Origin of the sequence: Sphingomonas sp. IC-11 (assembly GCF_021043365.1) — a bacterium.
Taxonomy (GTDB): Bacteria; Pseudomonadota; Alphaproteobacteria; order Sphingomonadales; family Sphingomonadaceae; genus Sphingomonas.
Genome location: NZ_JAJNDU010000004.1, coordinates 44,497 through 61,781 on the forward strand (window position 1 = coordinate 44,497; position 17,285 = coordinate 61,781).

A 17,285-nucleotide genomic window follows, 5' to 3' on the forward strand; every position below is an offset into this window, starting at 1 on the left:
CGCCGCGTTACCCGTAGAGGCGCCGCTCCCGCTCGCACGGCCCCTTCGTCTAGCGGTCTAGGACGTCGCCCTCTCACGGCGAAAACACGGGTTCGAGTCCCGTAGGGGTCACCAGCCGCAGAATTCCGCCACTCGCGCTTAGGCGCCGCTGACCGGTTGCCCCTTTCTTTGTGGGCAGTTTGCCCCCGGTTGGCTGGTTCGCCGAGAGCGATGCGCATCTGGCGTCCAGTTGCATTTACATGGCACGGCCATAGTGTACTTTTCTGTTGAACTTTCGTTAGCACATGGTGTTGTAAGCATACCAAGGATGGTATATGTCTCAATACGCCCCGCGGGCATACCAGTTCACGTATGACAAGGCGGGCGTTCGAGATGACCTTGAGCGTTGCAAACAGGAGGACCGATATGCCTATGGCCGGATCTTTGTACTGCTTGAGCAACTTCTCGGTGATCCTGCGGACTGCGAGCGGTTCATAACCGAGGGCTGGCAGGACAACCAAATCGAAGACGTCACTGCGATTCGCTCTCTTCTAGATGAGCGGATTGATGGCGTTCGCACCAAGCTCTGGGACGTGCGTGCATGGCGCCTGCTTTTCATCTGTGACCTACCGGGACGTCGCGCGGGATTGGTTGCGATCATGCATCGATCACAAAACTATGAAGATGACCACGAACTGTGGGATAGGATAAGAAATGCCGTACAACGCTTTGGTTTCGGACGATACTAGCTACGAGTGGACGATCGCGCGTCCGGCTCGTGGCCCGGTTTCGTGTGAAAAGGAGCATACGAGCTCCGTCTATCGCGTTGACTTCTTCCAACATCCTCCGATTCCAGATGGATTTGGGCTCCTAAGCGATTTGTTGGCGGAACTCGGATCTGATCCGGATCTCATCGAAGCTCGGAAGGAGTTCGCTCGCGAGCATACTGTCGTAGAGCGTCCGACTCTGGCGATGCTGCGTCTTCAACGCGGGATGTCTCAGGGTGAGTTAGCGCGGATCATGTCAACATCGCAGGCAGCAATCTCGCGGCTAGAGTCTGGCGAGCAGGAGCCGCGCCTGTTGACTCTTCGGAAACTTGCCGACGCACTCGATGTAGACCTCAATGTTCTCGGACGAGCATTCCCTGATGAGTGAAGCGATACAGGGTATGATTTTGTTCGTGGACGATGTTCGCGACGAAGTCGGTGGCAAAACCAGCCTGATGGGCATAGCTGGTCAAAGTATCGATGTTTTTGGTAGCGATTCCGTGCGCCAGAGCATCACCCTTATGTTCTGGGCTCCGCCTGGTGAGCACAAGGTAAAGGGTACAATCGTTGTTGAGAACGCACCCGACGATTACAAACAGCCGCCCCCGCTGAACACAACAATCCCTGACCAAGGAGGTGAGGGAAGGACGCTTGTACAGATGGTCGCCAGGCTGCGCCCTATCAAACTCGGCGAGGCCGCTGTACGGATCATCGCCAAGTTCACGGTTGATCAGACTGAGTTTAGTTCTGAGATGACCTTTGACTATAAGGGCAGTGATAGACCACCGGGCATCTAAGACCTACATCGTTTGAGCGGTGATATTGTGCCGCGAACCATACGGTCGGCTGCTCCGCGAGCGATGGTCAAAGCCCTCGCCCGCTTGCCGTAGTGCCGCACCATCTCGCTCGACATGCCGAGGATCGATCCGACCTCGGTGTCGCTCAACCCGAGCTCCAGCAGGTAGCAGCAGGCGTTCTTGCGCAGGCCGTGGAACGAGAAGGTGGCGTCCTCGTCGATTACTTCGCGCGCGACCAGGTCGGCGTGCACCTCGCGCACCGCTTTGATCGCCATGAGATCGCGCAGGCGCGCCTGGATGGCGCCGGTTGTCTTGAACGGCGCGCCGCTGCGCTCGTAGAGCAGCGTGGTCGCGCGGCGCGGCAACTTCTTTAGCTCCTCATGCCAGAACGGGTGCATCGGGATTGCGACGTCCTTGCCCGTCCTCTTCTGGGCGAACTCCATGATGCCGCCGTCGATCCAACCATATTGCATGCGGATACAGTCGCTGACGCGCTGGCCGGAGCACAGACCGGTCACGATCGCGAGGCGCGTCATGGGTGTGGCCTCTTCGAGCGCGACGCGTAGCAAGTCGGCCGGCCATGGCTCGTGTTCGCCAAGCTCTAGGCGCTTAATGCCTGATGCGGGATTGTCGGCGCGCATGTCCAGGCGCGTGGCGTAGGCGAGCAGCGCGCGTAAGACACTGAGCCACGCGTTCGCCTTGCCGGGCGTCTCTGTCATGCGATCGCGCATGGTGTAGATGTGCATCGGCCGGATGCCCTTCACGCCGCGCTCGCCGATCTCCTTCGAAATCATGTCGAGGTAGCGCATCTGATTGGTGCGGGTGCTCAGCTCCAGCGAATGGAACTCGGGATTGGCCTTATAGGCGGCGACCAGGGCAGCGATGCTGCCCGGAGCCGGCCCTTCCCGCTTGGCACCGTCCTCGGACAGCCGTTTGTACTCGGCTTGGAAGTCGGGATCATCGATTGCCGGCAGACGAATGTAGGTGTCCTTGCCTGCGATCTTGCGACGGAAATAGAGCAGACCCTTTCGCTCGGTGACGTTCTTCAACGAAAGTCGTCCCATGACGTGTCTCGATCCTCCGCGGCCGCGCGAGGCTGCTTGATCGAGAACTGTTTGGCAATCATGCTGTCGAGCTGGATCTTTGCCCACAGCGTGTTCGATCCCTCCTTCACGCCGGCATATCCGTAGCGCGTAAGGAAGGTCGTCTTCGAGATCCCCATGTACGCGGCCGCGATCTCGGCCGTCATGCGGGCCGGCCAATCCGGTAGCCGTTCGAGGCGCGCAAGGTTCACGCCGCTAACCTCCCCTGCCCTGCCCGTTGACCCCGTAGCTGCTGGGTGATGATGCGGGCGCCACTAATCATTTCGACGATCCAGTTGCCCTGCTGCAACCAAGTGAGCGCCGCATAACAATCTGCCAGAAGCACGAGTTGTTCGTCACCGCGCCGGCCGGCGAGATCCTGCGCACGAGCGGTCGCGCGCGCCAAATCAGCTGCAATCTCGCTTGCTGGCGCGCCGAAATGCCCGCCGGTCGCTTCATCCATCGCGGGCGCGGGGGTTGCTCGACATCAAAAGCACGGGCGTTCGTTCTCCTGCCTTCAGTCATCGGCTCTTCAACGAGCGTCACCGCTTAAGGAATGTTCCGCCTCTGTTCTACCCTAAAGGTTTCTGAGACACGTCCGCCGGAGCGACATGGGGATGCCCATGTCGGCCGAGCGGGGGTGCCGTGCGTCAACACGGCAACCGACGGACCGAGGATCCGTCACGCGCGGCTGGCCAGCCGCAACGCCCCGCACCTGTGCACCAGGCGGGGCTCCTTTGTGAGCAAACATCGATTGAGTCGAATTCAAGCTACGCGCGGCCGGTAAGCCCGGTCGCACCTCTGAGGCAGGAACATGCCTCCTGACGACGCAGAGCCGACGGCACGAAGGAGGCTGGATTGAAGGGAGGTATGTCGCTACGTCTCAACCGCGTTCCTGCAGCAGCCCTACCGGCCAGATTGAGAGCTATGCGCCCTGAGCATTTCATGATCATCCTTGTCGGGATCTATGTGCCCCTCGTCGCAGTGCTGCTTCCGGCGTTCGTAGACGAAGATCAGTTGACGTGGTGGCGAGGAGTCCTTGAGCGGCAAGGTATTCGATATCGGCCCCGGGGCGCCGACCCTTGCGAAGACGTCGTTGACGGAGGCAGCGATTGGAAAGGCTTCGCCGTGAAGGGCGCCTTAGCTTTGCTGGCTTTGGCGGCATTCGGATACCTCTCGTGACCGAGGTGAAATGTTTGAAAAAACCGTTGGCACGGAAGATAGCTTGGATGGCTTTTAGCCTGACTTGGTCAGCGAGTGCATCAGCTCAGCTGCGAGAGACGGAAGACACCAGGAGATCAACCGCCGCCCTGTTGCAGAGATGCGAGGTCCCTGGTGGCTGGGTTAAAGTCCTGCTTCACCGGGACGGGGCGCTACGGACCGAGCGGTCGCCGTCGCTTACGCCAGCGCAAAACGCCTGCATTGACATGGCACTCGGGGTCTCCGCGGGCGCGGCCAACGAGCGGGTCAAGGTAAACTAGAAGGCTTGATTTGAGATGGTTTTCGCAGCCTTCTTGGTTTCTGTTTTCACCAGTCTGAAGGCACGAAACGCACTTTGGACTTATTTGATGCTCCTGGCTTCCTTCACAGCCATGTTTTGCGTCATGAATGTTGCCAAAGTGGTTGAAGGCGACTGGCTTTGGTACACTGAACACTACGCTCTATTTAGAGACATGGCGCTCTACGACTACCTGAATTCTCGCATCGAAAACATCACGATCAAGCCAAACGAACCCGTCTATTACGCGATCGCCAATGCGACTTTTCACCTATCGTCCGGTAGCATACCCGCCCTCGCAAGCGTAGTTACTATCACAGACTACGGCGCTATTGGCGCAGCCATTTGGCTTATCGGACGATCTACGTTTGCTTCCAGCAAGCAGCCGGTAAACCCTCACATTCTGATCGCGTGTTGCCTTATCGCTGTGACGTTCACATTGGTTACGCAACTGGTCCGGCAGGAAATGGCAGCTTGTTTCAGCCTCCTCGGCTTTGCCTTCATGCTGCGCCGGCGCTACCTGATTGGTGGGCTGGTCGCGATCATTGCAGTGGCGACGCATCAGTCCGCTATTTTGGGTGTTTTCATCCTGTACGCACCAGTTTTGGCGCTTCACCAACGCAGGTCGACGGCGTTCGCGCGAATACCCTTAGCACTTGCGTTCGGATTGGTCGCGCTCGGGCTCGGCTACGTTGTGTCAAGAAGTTCAATCGCTGACCTTGGTAGCAAAGATGACGGCGCGGTTTCGACAGCACTGATTTTGTTCGACGTCGCGCTTGGTCTCGCGCTCGGAGCAGCCACCATCCTAACGCGTGATCGATCAGGTCTCGGCAAGTACGTGCTCTTGTCCTTTGCTCTATTCTATCTGGCATTCTTGCCGATGATGACCGTGCCCCTCGCAGCTCTTAGACTCTATTTCTACATGGACTTGCTACGTGGGCTGGCAGTCCTGCTTCTGTTTTCCTCCTTGGTTCCAGCTAGAACACCAAATATCATTCGAGTGCTGATCGGCTCAGCCGTTTCGGTTGGAGCGGTCGCCTACCTTCACTTGCGGGTCGAACGATCGCCATTCACTTTCCGGGCGCCTGTCACCTCCTATATTTTCTATCCTGCCGAGCTGTGACCGTTAGCCGCCGGTCATTTCTTGGCGGCGCCGCCTCGTGGGGCGCTGCTCCATCTTTGGCATCCACCCTGCCGACGAGCCCAGGAGCCCGCGGCAGCGGAGACGTTACTCCAGAACAGTTTGGTGCCGTGGGGGACGGCAAGAGCGACGATACTCAAGCTTGGCAGCAAGCCGCCAGCACAGGCATGACCATCCGCGTCCGTCCCGGCGCCACATATTTGCTATCGAAGAGCGTGGCTTGGCCCCCGAACGCGGCGTTAGTGATCAGAGGCGGGGCGGTCCGAGGTAACGGCAGAACTATCGTTCGAGCAGCGCCGGGCTTTCGCGGCTTCTTGCTTCGTCCGAGTGGTTCATATGATATCCGAGGCATGTGCCTGGAAGGTAATGGTCGGGCTGGATGTTACCTGATAGGCTCCGATCAAGAGGGGTCCGCTGGCTTTGCCGTACTGGATTCTGTTGATCTCAGGTCAGCCGACATACTGGTCTACTTCGAGGCGCCCTGGGAACACCCGCTGCTACTGTCATACGACAAGGTGTACGGGCAACACTTCCGAACGGCGGGAATAGTGCTCGGCGGGATCGCCGGCGCGGCTCGCAGCGGCGAGAGTGCGTGGAACTTCGGGACGACGGTCATGACGAATGCTCGCCGTTCCGGAGACCCGCCTCGGAACGGCCATGTAGTCAACCGCACCAGTCCCACTTTCGACCTGATCTCTTGGAGAGATCTGGAAAAGCCTCTTTTTGGTTGGCTCGTGATGCGCTCCAAAGACGGTAAAAGCGGCTGGCACGTGCCTCCGAACTGGCGCGCCTCGATACACACCGGTACCGATTTTAAGGCCGATAAGGGCATCGGAGAGGTCTGGCAATACTGCGTCGTGCGGCAGACCGTTGGGATCAGTTTGCGCCGCGCCAAGGCAGTTGCCGCCGCGGTGCTACAGGCTGAGTACTGCGGCATTGGAATTCGCCTCGAAGGCGTAATCGGGTTCAGCTTTCAGGCAATCTATTATGAAAACCGTGATCGTTGGCCGGAGCCTCTGCCTGCGTACGCGGCGATGTTGGCCACGCGCAGCTTTGGTGAGATTGGAACCGGGTGGATCGAAAAAGCGAGCTATGGCCTCGTCGTGGAGGGTCGCAGCGGCGTAGAGGTAGGAACTCTTCTCGGGAACGACCTGACGAATGGTCTTTCTTCGGCAAATCTTGCAGGCACGCTTACGATCAGGCGAGCCATTCGGGGCACGTCGCCGCGGAAGCAAAACAACGAGCGTAGTTAAGCCGAAACCACGATGTTGGCGCCGGTAAGATGGGCAAGCCAGCGCGCTGAATGAAATAAGGGTAACCGATCAGGAACGCCGCTGACGATCGGGTTAGGGCGCGCGTACAACCTCGTGGCAGGTTTTCCGCAGCACAGTGTCGACCAGAGCCGCATAGCGATTATCGAGGCCCTCGTGGGCATCCGTGACAATGCCACTCACTTCGTCGTCGAGGACGTTGCTTTGAGGAAGGCGCTAACGGAAGTCGCCCTCGCTTCTGTCCGCAACTACGTGATGGCGGCGCAGCAATGGCGGGAGGGATCTTAGCGGACATACTGCAAACGTGTCCGACCTGTTTTCGCTGATCAATGCCAGATCGCGGGCCCTGATGAACTGGTATCGCGCTGGTATCGCAATTAGCTAATTACCTGCGCGATATTCAGCGTTTCAAACCCGCGTTCCCTCGGGAAAACTCGGCAAAGTGCAGGAGTGGGAGCAATCGCACTGCAGAGGCAGGGGGTGAACATATTCCCCGCTAAATCAGCCACCCCTCCCTACTTACCCGAGGGTCGGCGGACCAAAACTCGACCTGACACTGAAAGGGCTAGTAACAACCACCGGTTCAGGCAAAATCTGATAGTATCCTGCTTGAAGCCCCCCAGGCCCCGACAAGCCCATCAGGACCTTATTGTAGGACGAGGGCGCGACACGAGCAGCGATACGCCTTAGAACCTCCTGTTCGTTGTTCGGCCCAAGAAGTTGGGCCACAGCGACCCCCGTTCGCGTTAGAGTTGTCACCGGTAAGCTGAGGACCTGGCCTTCCTTCATGTCGAAAATTATGCCCCACTTCTCGCCCGACAGAAGGCACATGCTTCCACCCGAACCAGCATTTTGCCAAGTTCGCGATGTTGTCATCGTTGGGTCTACAATGAGACCTGCATCGGCTAACGCGGCCAGCTCGCTATAGTCCGGCTCCCTCTCCCCATCTCTGAAAATCGTATTTCCTAGGATAAGAGGCATCACGCGTTGTAGCCGCTCAAGATCTTCCTTCTCGAGTTCTACTATCTGGCGCACCGTCGATCGGGCGTAAGTGCCTGGAGACGCAAGCTCGCCCGCTAAGATCCGCCCCAGCCTGTCACGCAGATCTTCCGAAGTTGCGCTCTCAGCCAAGGGAGTGAAAGAAGCCACCCAATCTGGATCGAGCGGCTCAACTGGCCGTTCGTCCGCAGTGTTCGCCTGCTCCGAGGGCTCATCCGAAACCCCGGCCGAATCCGCGATCCCCCCTGGTGCGGGCAAAGCGGGTGCGTGGGTAGCTGCGCTCGTGATCACCGCTTCGAGGTTCTCCTGCTTCTGGAGCAACCAGGTAAGGAACCGCCCCTTGGATCGCTCCGCGAGATCGGGATCCACCATCGCTTGCTTGGAAGCAGCCGCGGCGAGCGCACCAGATACCACTGCACGCCTTTGTGCGTCGTCAGCTTTTAGCTCATCATAAAAGGCGGTTGTCTCCGTCCCGGCGATAAGCTGCAGAGCCGCCTTGGTCAGGGTGCGGCGCCAATTCGGAGAAGGAAGCTCATCAATTACCCTGAAGGGGTTAGTAGGATCACCAGTATCAGCCGGTACAGGTAGAGGAGCGCCTTCTTGAACAGTCATTTTGCTATGAAGGCACGGCGATGTTGGCTGGTCAAGATAACATGGTTCAATCAGGCCGCTGGCAACCTCCAGAAAGCTAATGTACGCGGCAAAGAACGGGCAGAGGCCGACTGGATCAAAGCGTGGATCAAATGGGGAAGAACAGGACAATTGCTTTAGGCGCGTGGACAATGGACCAGCCCGATACGGTGGCAGCCAAGCTACGCACTCTCGGAGTGCCATGTCTCCTGGCAACCGCAACTATCGTTTGGGCAAGTACGCCGCTCCAGAGATTTGCAACTCCTTGGGCACTTTTCGCCTCCGGGACGGTGCTCTCCGTTACAATGTTCTGGGGCGTATTAGCGTTTATGTTTGGCGACCTTCGGGAAAGGTGGACAAGGTTATCTTTGATCTTATCTGCCTTTCTTATTGCAACCGCTCTTTTGTCGATAGTACCATTGAGCATTTCAGCAGTGGGCGCCAGCATTCGATGGGATAACCAGTGCCAGCTTTTGGAACGCGATATGATGCGCCTTCGTCCTTTGCGGAAAGACAGTGCTGAGTTATTCGACAAAATGGGTTGCCGTCCGCAGGGAACTGGAACTCTCGAGTTTCCGCGCCGATTGCCGTGAGACTTGATGCCAGTTCTAAGAAGGCGCGGTGGAGGGGAGAAGAGTGCGTCGTGGTTCCGACTGTTGCTCATCAGGGCAGCCTACACGATCCGCCGATGTCCGCTATTTGGCATGAGCAGAATGGCGGCTTTCGGGATCGGAAGCGGCGTTCATGAGCGGCGGGAACTGGAGGTAAGCGGACGTTGCAGGATTATGCCAACGACTGATTGTTGGGTGCGTGGTCAGCTAGAAATAATTTCCAGTTGTAATGCCGGATGGCTGTTTATCCATTCCAACGCGCAGCTACGTGCCCCCGGTTTCGCCCGATTTTCCGATAGCATCACCACGCGCCGCCCGTTGAACAGCCCTGCCGTAAGGCCTGCTTCATTATAACCACAAGCGCGTGAAGCCGAAGAAAGTCGCTTCAACGACACTTCTGGCCCCGCGACCATTACTGGCAGCGCAAACAGGATTGTCGTTAAAACTCCAAAGACCACCTGACTTCCTCGAATTTGCGACCTTACAGGTTTTGTTTTCGGTCCCTCCGATAGGTTGAAGGACTTATCACCGTCATCGTGCCAGTGTAGTCGCATGTCCGCTAGTGGGCGATTGCTGCCAGTCCGCTTTTGGGTGCCACCAACGCGAGCGCAGATGACAAAGATGGGAGGAAAGCGGACCTAGCCGTCGCCAATCAGTGGCATCGCTCCGGCGAATGACAAGCCGCATCGTTGCTCAACAGATTGATTAGCCCGCATGAGCAATGGGAGTATTCGGCGCTGCTCCTCCGCAGATACTTCCGTTCCGATCTTACCCCATTCATGCCAGTAATGATTTACACCGTCCTGCTGCGCAGCAACATCAAGCGAGTAATACCCGCGCCCTGACGGGTCGGCGTATCCGAACTGTGTAACCACGCTTCCGCTTGAAAAGCCTCTCGGGCCATTCCCATCAGCTTCGTAAGTTCTCCGTTGCACTTCCGGCGCAACAGCCCGCAGCGCCGCTTCTATGCAGTTGTAATCGATGCTCCCGCGAAAGTCCTTTTGATAGGCAACATGCACCGCCGGATCGCCCATGTAACAACCCGCAAGAAGGAGGACGGTCGCCAACGCAGCTTGGAGACGAAGCATCGGCGACTTGGATCAGGAATGGCGTATGTCCGCAAGTGGGCGTAAGCGGAATGTCCGCTTGGGAGCAAGGAAACCGTCCTGGCGTAGCTCTGACATACGCAACGATTGAGTTCGCAGCTTGCCCGAAGCCAGATCGGGAGCGGCTGGTTTTTACCCCCGCGGCTGTAACCCATTGATCTGTAACGGACACGAACCATCTGCCAAGGCGGCAAATACCGTTGAGATCACAACATTTTTCTGGTCCACGGCGAAAACACGGGTTCGAGTCCCGTAGGGGTCACCAGCGCCGCCACTGCTGCAGGGTTGCAGCCGGGGCAGTTAGTTGCCTGAATGGCTGCGACTTCGAGCGATCAACGATCATCAAGTCGAAGTCGGACGGCGGTATGTCGGTAGCCGTTGCCCGCGCTGAGGCGCAGGGGAAAAGCTTGCTCGACTTCGAGGCGAGTGAACGAGCCGACGAGGTCAAGAACGCCGCCCGTACCCCTCAGATGTTAGCTACGCCACCGTGGCGAGCCAGGCATCGCCTTCGCTGATCGCGCTCTGGGCAAACAAGGTGCACTTATACCCGCGTCGGCGACGCCTCTCTCGCGGCGCATGACGTCTCAAGAGCACCCGCGAACTCAGGGCCTCAGCCGGAACGTCAGCAACAGAATGTGATCGACTCGGCTGTCGCTCCTGGGCGGTGCGCTGATCTGCGCCTGATAGCCGGCCTCAACTGCCTGTTCGGCCAGCGGGAGACGCACTCCCGCGAACAGGCGCGCAGCTTCGAAACCGCGTCGCGCTCCATAGTCTGTGTTCAGCACGTTGACGAACGCTTCCGCCGCTAGGACGCCTGTGGGGGACCTCTCAGCATCGCTCAACGGTCTTTCAAACCGTATCTGCTCTCGGAAGCGCAGCCCCATGTCGCTGCCCGTCGAAAACCAGCGCTGCTCCAGTCGAAGGCGCCCGGTCAATGCACCCCAATCGCCAGACGCGATGTCCAGATCAACCTGCTGATAAGGGCGATTCTCGCGCCGAGGCTGTCCATCGAATATCTCCTGATACACCAGACCTTGGTGCAGCGTCACGCGCTTGCTGGCGGCAAATCCGATGGCCACTCGCCCGAGCAGCGCGGTTGGCGCGGACAGGTTTTTGCCGATCCGCGGGTGCAGTTCGGCGGTCCACAGCTTACCGCCGCCGAGTTTCCCCTGCGCGGAAAAGTTGATCCAAAGCTGCCGATCCTGCTTCACACGGGCCGACGCAGCGCCCGCGCCGAGCATGGCCATGGCGGCACAAGCAATCGCGACTGGAGCGGCCGCAGAAGAATATATCTTGTTCATGCCGGTCCGTAGCGCTGACGATGCTGTAAATGCCTGTTGGCGGTGCGCTATTTGCCCGACCGCTGCAATCATTCAAAGCGAGGCGGCAGGTCATGAAAGCTAATGGCACCACGCATGCGCTGATCAAGCCGCGCGTTCGTTGAACGCTTTCAGGATCGGGCACGGTCCAGTCGCGTTGTCTGCACAATCACGCTCCAGATCGCTCAGCCAGTCCCTTGCTGCTTGCAGGCTCGAAATCCGCTGTTCGAGTTCCTCGATCCTCGCACGCGCCAATGCCCGGGCCCGCTCGCGATCATGGGATGAGTCGAGCTCAAGAAGCTCGCCGATCTGCTCAAGCGAGAAGCCGGCGGACTGTGCTGCGCGAATGAACTGGAGGCGACGCACATCGTCGACGTCGTAGCGGCGCACCCCGCGTGCGGGGCGATCGGGCTGAGCGAGCAGGCCACGCCGATGATAATAGCGAACCGTTTCGACGCCCACGCCGCCCGCCTGCGCCAGGCCCGCAATCGTCAGCGCCGTCATACTTGACTCCGTACCATGGTACGGACGCTATAAGGCAGCCATCAACGCGCCGGCAACCGATCGCCGACAGGAGGTGCTTCAATGAACAGCGGCAAGGGCAAAACCGCCATCCTGTACCGCATGGTCTTGCCCGACCATCTCTGTCCGTCGGGACTGAAATCGAAATGGCGACTGCAGCGTCACGGATACCGGGTTGATGATCGCCCCTTGCGCACACGCGCGGAAACCGACGCCTTCAAGGCGGAACATGGCGTTGCCACCACTCCTCAGACCTTCATCGACGGGAAGAGGATCGGCGGAAACGACGATCTCGCACGCTTCCTGGGCAAGCACATCGCCACGCCGGGTGAGACGAGCTACCGGCCGGTGGTCGCGGTATTCGCCATGACAGCGCTGATGGCGCTAGCAGCGAGCACGGCGGCGTTCGGCACGCCGCTGACGGAGCATGCCGCCATGTGGTTCATCAGCCTCTCAATGTGCGTGCTGGCGCTGCTGAAGCTGCAGGACGTGGAACGATTCTCCACCATGTTCCTGAACTACGATCTGCTCGCACGTCGTTGGGTGCCTTACGCCTATATCTACCCGTTCGGCGAAGCCCTGGCAGGGGTGTTGATGACCGCAGGGGTCGCCGAATGGATTTCCGTGCCGCTTGCCCTGTTTCTCGGCGGTATCGGCGCGGTGTCAGTATTCAAGGCCGTCTATATCGATCGCCGCACCCTGAAGTGCGCCTGCGTCGGCGGATCGAGCAGCGTGCCGCTCGGCTTCGTTTCGCTGACGGAAAACCTCTTCATGGTCGGCATGGCAATCTGGATGCTGGTGAGGTGAGCGGCCGCCCTCCCCCTTCATGAAGCAAATGCGGCGCGGCCGCGGTTGACGACACACGCACGCCGCGGCTTTCGCGCTAATCCTGGTTAAGGCTGCCGCGAGAACAGTGCAGAAGCGCCACGAAGGGCGGAACGTCAGACGCGTCGGGGACTTGTGAGAACGAGCAACCCCCGAGGAGCATCATGACCTACCGTCCAGAACCGCCGCAGCCAGAACAGCAGCAGCCGATGCCAGGCAAAACGGAGGCGATGGATCCCCGGCCGGATCATGGCGAGCGCAGCTACACCGGGCACGGCCGGCTGCTTGATCGCAGGGCCCTGATCACCGGTGCCGACAGCGGCATCGGGCGTGCGGTAGCGATCGCTTACGCGCGCGAAGGCGCCGACGTCGCGATCAGCTATCTCAATGAGCATGATGACGCGCAGGAGACCAAGCGATTGGTGGAAGACGCCGGCCGTCGCGCCCTGCTGCTGCCTGGCGACATCAGCGATCCCGCACATGCCCGAAAGATCGTCGAGGAAACAGCATCGGCGTTCGGCAGGATCGACATCCTGGTCAACAACGCCGCCCATCAGGCCACGTTCGCAAACGTGGAGGACATTAGTGACGAGGAATGGGAGCTCACCTTCGCCACCAACATCCACGCCATGTTCTATTTGGTGAAAGCGGCCCTACCGCACATGCAGGAAGGCAGCTCGATCATCAACACGACGTCCATTAATGCCGAAGATCCCAGCGAGCAGTTGCTCGCCTATGCCACCACCAAGGGTGCGATCTATAACTTTACCGCCGGCCTCGGAAAGATGCTGGCCAAGCGGAAGATCAGGGTAAATGCGGTTGCGCCCGGTCCCGTGTGGACGCCGCTGATCCCCTCAACCATGCCGCCAGAAAAGGTGAAGTCCTTCGGCAGCGACACGCCGATCGGCCGCGCGGCGCAGCCGGCGGAGCTGGCGCCCCCATATGTCATGCTCGCCAGTGACGAGGCGAGCTACATCACTGGCGCAACCATTCCGGTCACTGGCGGAAGAGCGTTCCTGTAGCCGGACACTTCCGCGGCGAACGCAACCCCTGGCGCGCCTGCCGCGGACATGACAAAAAACCGGGCGGCAGTTGCCGTCCGGTCTTTCGTCACGTGCATTGCCGACCCCTCGGGCCGGTTAGGCCTGATTAGGCCAGCGCCGACAAGCGCTTGGTCAGGCGCGAGAACTTGCGGCTGGCAGTGTTGCGGTGGAGAACGCCACGCGCAACGCCGCGCGCCAGCTCCGGCTGGACCGCTTCGAGAGCGGCCGAAGCCGCCGTCTTGTCACCCGCTGCGAGCGCTGCCTCAACCTTCTTCACGAAGGTGCGGATGCGGCTGACGCGCGCACCATTGATTTCGGCCCGGCGCTGGTTGCGGCGGATGCGCTTCTTCGCTTGCGGCGTGTTCGCCATTGACGGTCCTTGCTTCTAAAAGTCGGTCGATGAAAAAAGGGCGGCGGGAACACCCATCGCCCTGGAAGCCGCGCCCTTTAGAGGCATTCCCGCTTCCGGTCAACTACGCTGGCATGTCGGGCACCAGAACGTGGATCGCCCGCCTTCGGCATAGCGCTGCACCACACCGCCACATCCGCATGGCTGTCCTTCGCGGCCATATACCGCAAATTGCTTCGAAAAATAGCCAAGCTCGCCATCTGGACGGGCGTAATCGCGCAGCGTCGAACCGCCCGCCTCGATCGCCGAGAGCAGAACCCCCCGTATCGCCTCGACCAAGCGTTCCAGCCGCACAAGGCTGATGCTGCCAGCGGCTCGCTTTGGAGAGATTCGCGCCAGGTAGAGCGCCTCACAGACGTAGATGTTGCCGAGTCCCGCCACGATCCGCTGGTCAAGCAGCATCACCTTGATCGATGCCTTGCGTCCGGCCAGCGCCTTCTTGAGCCACGCCGCGCTCAGCTCCGCGCCAAGTGGCTCCGGGCCCAGGGCAGCAAAGGCGGGGAAGCTCTCCAGTTCGGCGGTTGGCCAAAGGTCGACCGAACCGAAACGCCGTGGATCGTTCAGCGCGACCCTTCGATCCGTATCGGTATCGATCACGAGATGGTCGTGCGGCAGCAACTCCCCCGGATCGACTCGCCACCGGCCGGACATTCCCAGGTGAAAGATCATGGTTTGATCGCGATCGGTATGGATGAGACCGTATTTCGCCCGGCGGCCAAGCGCCGTGACGAGGGCGCCGGTCATGGTCTGCCGCAGGTCGGCCGGGAATGGCCGCCGCAGATCGCCGCGTCGCAGCTCGACATTCGTGAGACGGGCACCTTCCAGCACGGGGCGCAAGCCACGGACGGTGGTCTCGACTTCTGGTAGCTCGGGCATACACCGCCTTTAGCGTGGTACCACTGCTTGTCGAAGTGCCGCCGCAAAGGGCCCCGGGGCGATCAGAAGGCCTAGCCCCGCCCGCGCCCCGCCGCTAGAGCCGCGAACATGAGCGAAACCGTCTCCTTCGGCTACGAGGATATCCCCGCATCGGAGAAGACCGCCCGCGTCGGCGGCGTCTTCACCAATGTCGCGTCCCGCTATGATCTGATGAACGATGCCATGTCCGGTGGAATGCACCGGCTTTGGAAGGATCGCTTCGTGCGCCGGGTAAAGCCGCGCGCCGGAGAACAGATCCTCGACATGGCGGGGGGCACGGGCGACATCGCGTTCCGCCTGCAGCGCGAAGGCGCGTCGGTCACTGTGGCGGACATCAATCCGGCCATGCTCGAGGTGGGCATGAAGCGCGCGCAGGAGCGCGGCATTGATGGCCTCGTTTGGACAGAGGCCAACGCTGAGGTGCTGACCTTCCCCGATCGTTTCTTTGACGCATATACGATCGCCTTCGGCATCCGGAACGTGACGGACATTCCCGCCGCGCTTCGCGAAGCGCATCGGGTGCTGCGCCGCGGCGGTCGCTTCTTCTGCCTGGAGTTCTCCACCACCACCTGGCCCGGCTTCAAGGAAGTGTACGATGCCTATTCGCATCGCCTGGTGCCGAAGCTTGGCCAATTGCTCGCGCATGACGCGGACAGCTATCGGTACCTGATCGAGTCGATCCGTCGCTTCCCCGACATGCCAACGTTCGAAGGCATGATCCGGGATGCCGGGTTTGTGCAGACGAAGGTCGAGCCGCTACTCGGTGGGCTGGTCGCGATCCACTCGGGCTGGAAGATATGATCGACGCCAGCCGCCCCTCACGGGGCAGCGGAGAATGACGCACGCCGTCGTTCACACGTGGCGACTCCTCAAATGGGGTCGGACCCTGGCACGCCATGGCGCCCTGCGGGGGCTGGAGCGCGACGCGAAAACCCCGCCCCGGCTGCGGCGCCTTCTGCGTCTGGCACGGCTGGGCGCGCGCGTTCCGGAGCAGCCGCGCTATGCCGATGCGTTCGAGGCCATCGGCCCCGCGGCGGTCAAGTTCGGCCAAACGCTGGCCACCCGTCCCGACATCGTCGGGGATGAAGCGGCCGTGGATTTGCTGCGGCTTCAGGATGCGCTGCCGCCGCTGCCTTTTGACGTGATCCGGCCGCAGATCGAGGAAAGCCTTGGCCGGCCTATCGAGGCTATGTTTGCCAGCTTCGATGAAACCCCGGTGGGCGCCGCCTCAATCGCGCAGGTTCACCGCGCGGTAACGATCGACGGTCGGCCCGTTGCCGTGAAGGTGCTTCGCCCCGGCGTCGAAGCGGACTTCGAACGCGCCATCGACACCTATGAATGGGCCGCCGCCCAGATTGAACCGATGGGCGGCGAGATCGCCCGTCTTCAGCCCCGTCTGGTTATCGCCACCTTCAAGCGATGGACGGCCCGAGAACTGGACCTGCGGCGCGAAGCCGCCTCGGCTAGCGAGTTGGCCGAAGGGATGGCGGCAGAGCCGAACTTCCACGTTCCGGAAATCGATTGGCCGCGCACCTCGGGGAAGGTGCTCACCCTGGAATGGATCGACGGCATCAAGCTGTCGAACCGGGCCGCATTGGTGGAGGCTGGCTACGATCTTCCGCGCCTTGCACAAACGCTGGTCCATGCCTTTCTGCGGCAAGCGATCGCGGAAGGCTTTTTCCATGCCGATCTTCACCAAGGCAATTTGTTTGCCCTGCCCGGTAACCGCATCGCGGCGGTCGATTTCGGCATTATGGGTCGCATCGACCGCAGGGCGCGCATCTGGCTGGCAGAGATCCTCTACGGCCTGATCACCGGAAATTACCGCCGCGTCGCGGAGATCCACTTCGAGGCGGAATACGTCCCGGCGCATCATGACGTGCGCGAGTTCGCCACCGCTTTGCGTGCGGTTGGCGAACCCATGCGTGGGCTGCCCGTGAAGGAAATGTCCATCGGCATGATGCTGGACGGACTGTTCTCGATCACTCGCGATTTCGACATGGTCACGCAGCCACACCTTCTGCTGCTGCAGAAAACCATGGTGATGGTCGAAGGCGTGGCGACGGCGCTTGATCCCGACATCAACCTCTGGGACACCGCGGGACCGTTCGTCGAGGAATGGATTCGGACGGAGCTGGGCCCGGAGGCGGCCGTCGCGGACCGGATCGTGGCTGACGTGAAGACGCTGTATCGCCTTCCCGAACTCGTCCGCCGTATCGAGGCGCGATTCCCTCCCCCGGGCGGCGCGCCCCCTGCCCCACCGCTTCGCGAGATTGAAGTGGTGCGGATCGGTGGCGGCTGGCGATATCTCGCCATCGCGTTGGCCAGCGCCGCGGCTGGCGTTGGGGCAACGTGGGCGATGATTGCCTGA

The 17,285-nt window shown here is 60.4% G+C and carries 18 protein-coding genes, 1 tRNA gene and 1 pseudogene; 11 read left to right on the forward strand and 9 right to left on the reverse strand.

The annotated features are described in order from the left end of the window. The first annotated feature begins 38 nt into the window (after positions 1-38). The 4 genes from LQ954_RS12530 to LQ954_RS12540 all read left to right on the forward strand — a co-directional run bounded on the left by LQ954_RS12530 (position 39) and on the right by LQ954_RS12540 (position 1,543). Positions 39-114, forward strand: a tRNA-Glu gene (locus LQ954_RS12530). 200 nt (positions 115-314) lie between these two features. Next, a complete protein-coding gene (locus tag LQ954_RS12535) occupies positions 315-728 on the forward strand; it encodes a hypothetical protein (protein ID WP_231023433.1) in 414 nt (137 codons plus the stop codon). A 223-nt stretch (positions 729-951) separates the two neighbouring features. Continuing rightward, positions 952-1,134: a helix-turn-helix domain-containing protein gene (locus tag LQ954_RS16325; RefSeq protein WP_443026634.1), complete on the forward strand. Its 183-nt coding sequence runs from the start codon at positions 952-954 to the stop codon at positions 1,132-1,134. Beyond that, positions 1,127-1,543, forward strand: a complete 417-nt coding sequence (locus LQ954_RS12540; protein ID WP_231023434.1) for a hypothetical protein — start codon at positions 1,127-1,129, stop codon at positions 1,541-1,543. The genes LQ954_RS16325 and LQ954_RS12540 overlap by 8 nt, the downstream gene beginning before the upstream one ends. Here LQ954_RS12540 and LQ954_RS12545 read toward each other — a convergent pair. The 3 genes from LQ954_RS12545 to LQ954_RS12555 are packed head-to-tail and all read right to left on the reverse strand — an operon-like array spanning position 1,540 to position 3,088. Next, positions 1,540-2,592: a tyrosine-type recombinase/integrase gene (locus LQ954_RS12545; RefSeq protein ID WP_231023435.1), complete on the reverse strand. Its 1,053-nt coding sequence runs from the start codon at positions 2,590-2,592 to the stop codon at positions 1,540-1,542. The genes LQ954_RS12540 and LQ954_RS12545 overlap by 4 nt on opposite strands. Continuing rightward, positions 2,589-2,837, reverse strand: coding sequence for a hypothetical protein (locus LQ954_RS12550; protein ID WP_231023436.1), 249 nt, complete (start codon positions 2,835-2,837; stop codon positions 2,589-2,591). The genes LQ954_RS12545 and LQ954_RS12550 overlap by 4 nt, the downstream gene beginning before the upstream one ends. Next, positions 2,834-3,088, reverse strand: coding sequence for a hypothetical protein (locus tag LQ954_RS12555; RefSeq protein WP_231023437.1), 255 nt, complete (start codon positions 3,086-3,088; stop codon positions 2,834-2,836). The genes LQ954_RS12550 and LQ954_RS12555 overlap by 4 nt, the downstream gene beginning before the upstream one ends. Before the next feature lie 1,033 nt (positions 3,089-4,121). Between LQ954_RS12555 and LQ954_RS12560 the strand changes: the two genes are divergently transcribed. From LQ954_RS12560 to LQ954_RS16330, 3 genes and pseudogenes are all read left to right on the forward strand, one after another. After that, a complete protein-coding gene (locus LQ954_RS12560) occupies positions 4,122-5,246 on the forward strand; it encodes an EpsG family protein (RefSeq protein WP_231023438.1) in 1,125 nt (374 codons plus the stop codon). A gap of 368 nt (positions 5,247-5,614) precedes the next feature. Then, entirely contained in the window at positions 5,615-6,517 is a 903-nt protein-coding gene (locus LQ954_RS12565; protein ID WP_231023439.1) for a hypothetical protein, read from the forward strand. A gap of 72 nt (positions 6,518-6,589) precedes the next feature. Then, positions 6,590-6,823: pseudogene (locus LQ954_RS16330) on the forward strand (DUF3644 domain-containing protein); the annotation flags it as partial. A gap of 231 nt (positions 6,824-7,054) precedes the next feature. On the opposite strand, the gene LQ954_RS12570 reads toward LQ954_RS16330, so the two are convergent. The 4 genes from LQ954_RS12570 to LQ954_RS12585 all read right to left on the reverse strand — a co-directional run bounded on the left by LQ954_RS12570 (position 7,055) and on the right by LQ954_RS12585 (position 11,704). Continuing rightward, positions 7,055-8,317 (reverse strand): DUF2806 domain-containing protein, encoded by a 1,263-nt coding sequence (locus tag LQ954_RS12570; RefSeq protein WP_231023440.1) that lies wholly within the window; start codon positions 8,315-8,317, stop codon positions 7,055-7,057. Positions 8,318-9,413: 1,096 nt separating this feature from the next. Then, positions 9,414-9,809: a hypothetical protein gene (locus LQ954_RS12575; protein WP_231023441.1), complete on the reverse strand. Its 396-nt coding sequence runs from the start codon at positions 9,807-9,809 to the stop codon at positions 9,414-9,416. Between the two features lie 674 nt (positions 9,810-10,483). Further along, entirely contained in the window at positions 10,484-11,182 is a 699-nt protein-coding gene (locus tag LQ954_RS12580; protein WP_231023442.1) for a DUF2490 domain-containing protein, read from the reverse strand. A gap of 123 nt (positions 11,183-11,305) precedes the next feature. Beyond that, positions 11,306-11,704: a MerR family transcriptional regulator gene (locus LQ954_RS12585; protein ID WP_227772586.1), complete on the reverse strand. Its 399-nt coding sequence runs from the start codon at positions 11,702-11,704 to the stop codon at positions 11,306-11,308. Positions 11,705-11,785: 81 nt separating this feature from the next. Between LQ954_RS12585 and LQ954_RS12590 the strand changes: the two genes are divergently transcribed. Both LQ954_RS12590 and LQ954_RS12595 read left to right on the forward strand, forming a co-directional pair. Further along, positions 11,786-12,529: a MauE/DoxX family redox-associated membrane protein gene (locus LQ954_RS12590; protein WP_231023444.1), complete on the forward strand. Its 744-nt coding sequence runs from the start codon at positions 11,786-11,788 to the stop codon at positions 12,527-12,529. 182 nt (positions 12,530-12,711) lie between these two features. Further along, positions 12,712-13,569 (forward strand): SDR family oxidoreductase, encoded by an 858-nt coding sequence (locus LQ954_RS12595; protein ID WP_227772588.1) that lies wholly within the window; start codon positions 12,712-12,714, stop codon positions 13,567-13,569. A gap of 127 nt (positions 13,570-13,696) precedes the next feature. Here the strand turns inward: LQ954_RS12595 and rpsT are convergent, their stop codons facing one another. Together rpsT and mutM are read right to left on the reverse strand one after the other, a co-directional pair. Continuing rightward, on the reverse strand, positions 13,697-13,960 hold the full coding sequence (gene rpsT / locus LQ954_RS12600) for a 30S ribosomal protein S20 (RefSeq protein ID WP_227772589.1): 264 nt from the start codon (positions 13,958-13,960) through the stop codon (positions 13,697-13,699). Positions 13,961-14,059: 99 nt separating this feature from the next. Beyond that, the gene (gene mutM / locus LQ954_RS12605; protein ID WP_231023445.1) at positions 14,060-14,875 is read right to left on the reverse strand and encodes a bifunctional DNA-formamidopyrimidine glycosylase/DNA-(apurinic or apyrimidinic site) lyase; all 816 of its coding nucleotides are present in this window, start codon (positions 14,873-14,875) and stop codon (positions 14,060-14,062) included. Between the two features lie 108 nt (positions 14,876-14,983). Here mutM and LQ954_RS12610 point away from each other — a divergent pair, with 108 nt between their 5' ends. After that, the gene (locus tag LQ954_RS12610; protein ID WP_231023446.1) at positions 14,984-15,715 is read left to right on the forward strand and encodes a class I SAM-dependent methyltransferase; all 732 of its coding nucleotides are present in this window, start codon (positions 14,984-14,986) and stop codon (positions 15,713-15,715) included. Positions 15,716-15,749: 34 nt separating this feature from the next. After that, positions 15,750-17,285 carry a 2-polyprenylphenol 6-hydroxylase gene (gene ubiB, locus LQ954_RS12615; RefSeq protein ID WP_231023447.1) on the forward strand — a complete coding sequence of 512 codons (1,536 nt, stop codon included), beginning with the start codon at positions 15,750-15,752 and terminating at the stop codon, positions 17,283-17,285.

Bases quoted from the DNA above. Each gene is read 5' to 3' on its own strand.
- LQ954_RS12535 (WP_231023433.1), top strand. From the start codon at position 315: ATGTCTCAATACGCCCCGCGGGCATACCAGTTCACGTATGACAAGGCG.
- LQ954_RS16325 (WP_443026634.1), top strand. From the start codon at position 952: ATGCTGCGTCTTCAACGCGGGATGTCTCAGGGTGAGTTAGCGCGGATC.
- LQ954_RS12540 (WP_231023434.1), top strand. From the start codon at position 1,127: ATGAGTGAAGCGATACAGGGTATGATTTTGTTCGTGGACGATGTTCGC.
- LQ954_RS12555 (WP_231023437.1), bottom strand. From the start codon at position 3,088: ATGGATGAAGCGACCGGCGGGCATTTCGGCGCGCCAGCAAGCGAGATT.
- LQ954_RS12560 (WP_231023438.1), top strand. From the start codon at position 4,122: ATGGTTTTCGCAGCCTTCTTGGTTTCTGTTTTCACCAGTCTGAAGGCA.
- LQ954_RS12565 (WP_231023439.1), top strand. From the start codon at position 5,615: ATGTGCCTGGAAGGTAATGGTCGGGCTGGATGTTACCTGATAGGCTCC.
- LQ954_RS12575 (WP_231023441.1), bottom strand. From the start codon at position 9,809: ATGGGCGATCCGGCGGTGCATGTTGCCTATCAAAAGGACTTTCGCGGG.
- LQ954_RS12580 (WP_231023442.1), bottom strand. From the start codon at position 11,182: ATGAACAAGATATATTCTTCTGCGGCCGCTCCAGTCGCGATTGCTTGT.
- LQ954_RS12585 (WP_227772586.1), bottom strand. From the start codon at position 11,704: ATGACGGCGCTGACGATTGCGGGCCTGGCGCAGGCGGGCGGCGTGGGC.
- LQ954_RS12590 (WP_231023444.1), top strand. From the start codon at position 11,786: ATGAACAGCGGCAAGGGCAAAACCGCCATCCTGTACCGCATGGTCTTG.
- LQ954_RS12595 (WP_227772588.1), top strand. From the start codon at position 12,712: ATGACCTACCGTCCAGAACCGCCGCAGCCAGAACAGCAGCAGCCGATG.
- rpsT (WP_227772589.1), bottom strand. From the start codon at position 13,960: ATGGCGAACACGCCGCAAGCGAAGAAGCGCATCCGCCGCAACCAGCGC.
- mutM (WP_231023445.1), bottom strand. From the start codon at position 14,875: ATGCCCGAGCTACCAGAAGTCGAGACCACCGTCCGTGGCTTGCGCCCC.
- LQ954_RS12610 (WP_231023446.1), top strand. From the start codon at position 14,984: ATGAGCGAAACCGTCTCCTTCGGCTACGAGGATATCCCCGCATCGGAG.
- ubiB (WP_231023447.1), top strand. From the start codon at position 15,750: ATGACGCACGCCGTCGTTCACACGTGGCGACTCCTCAAATGGGGTCGG.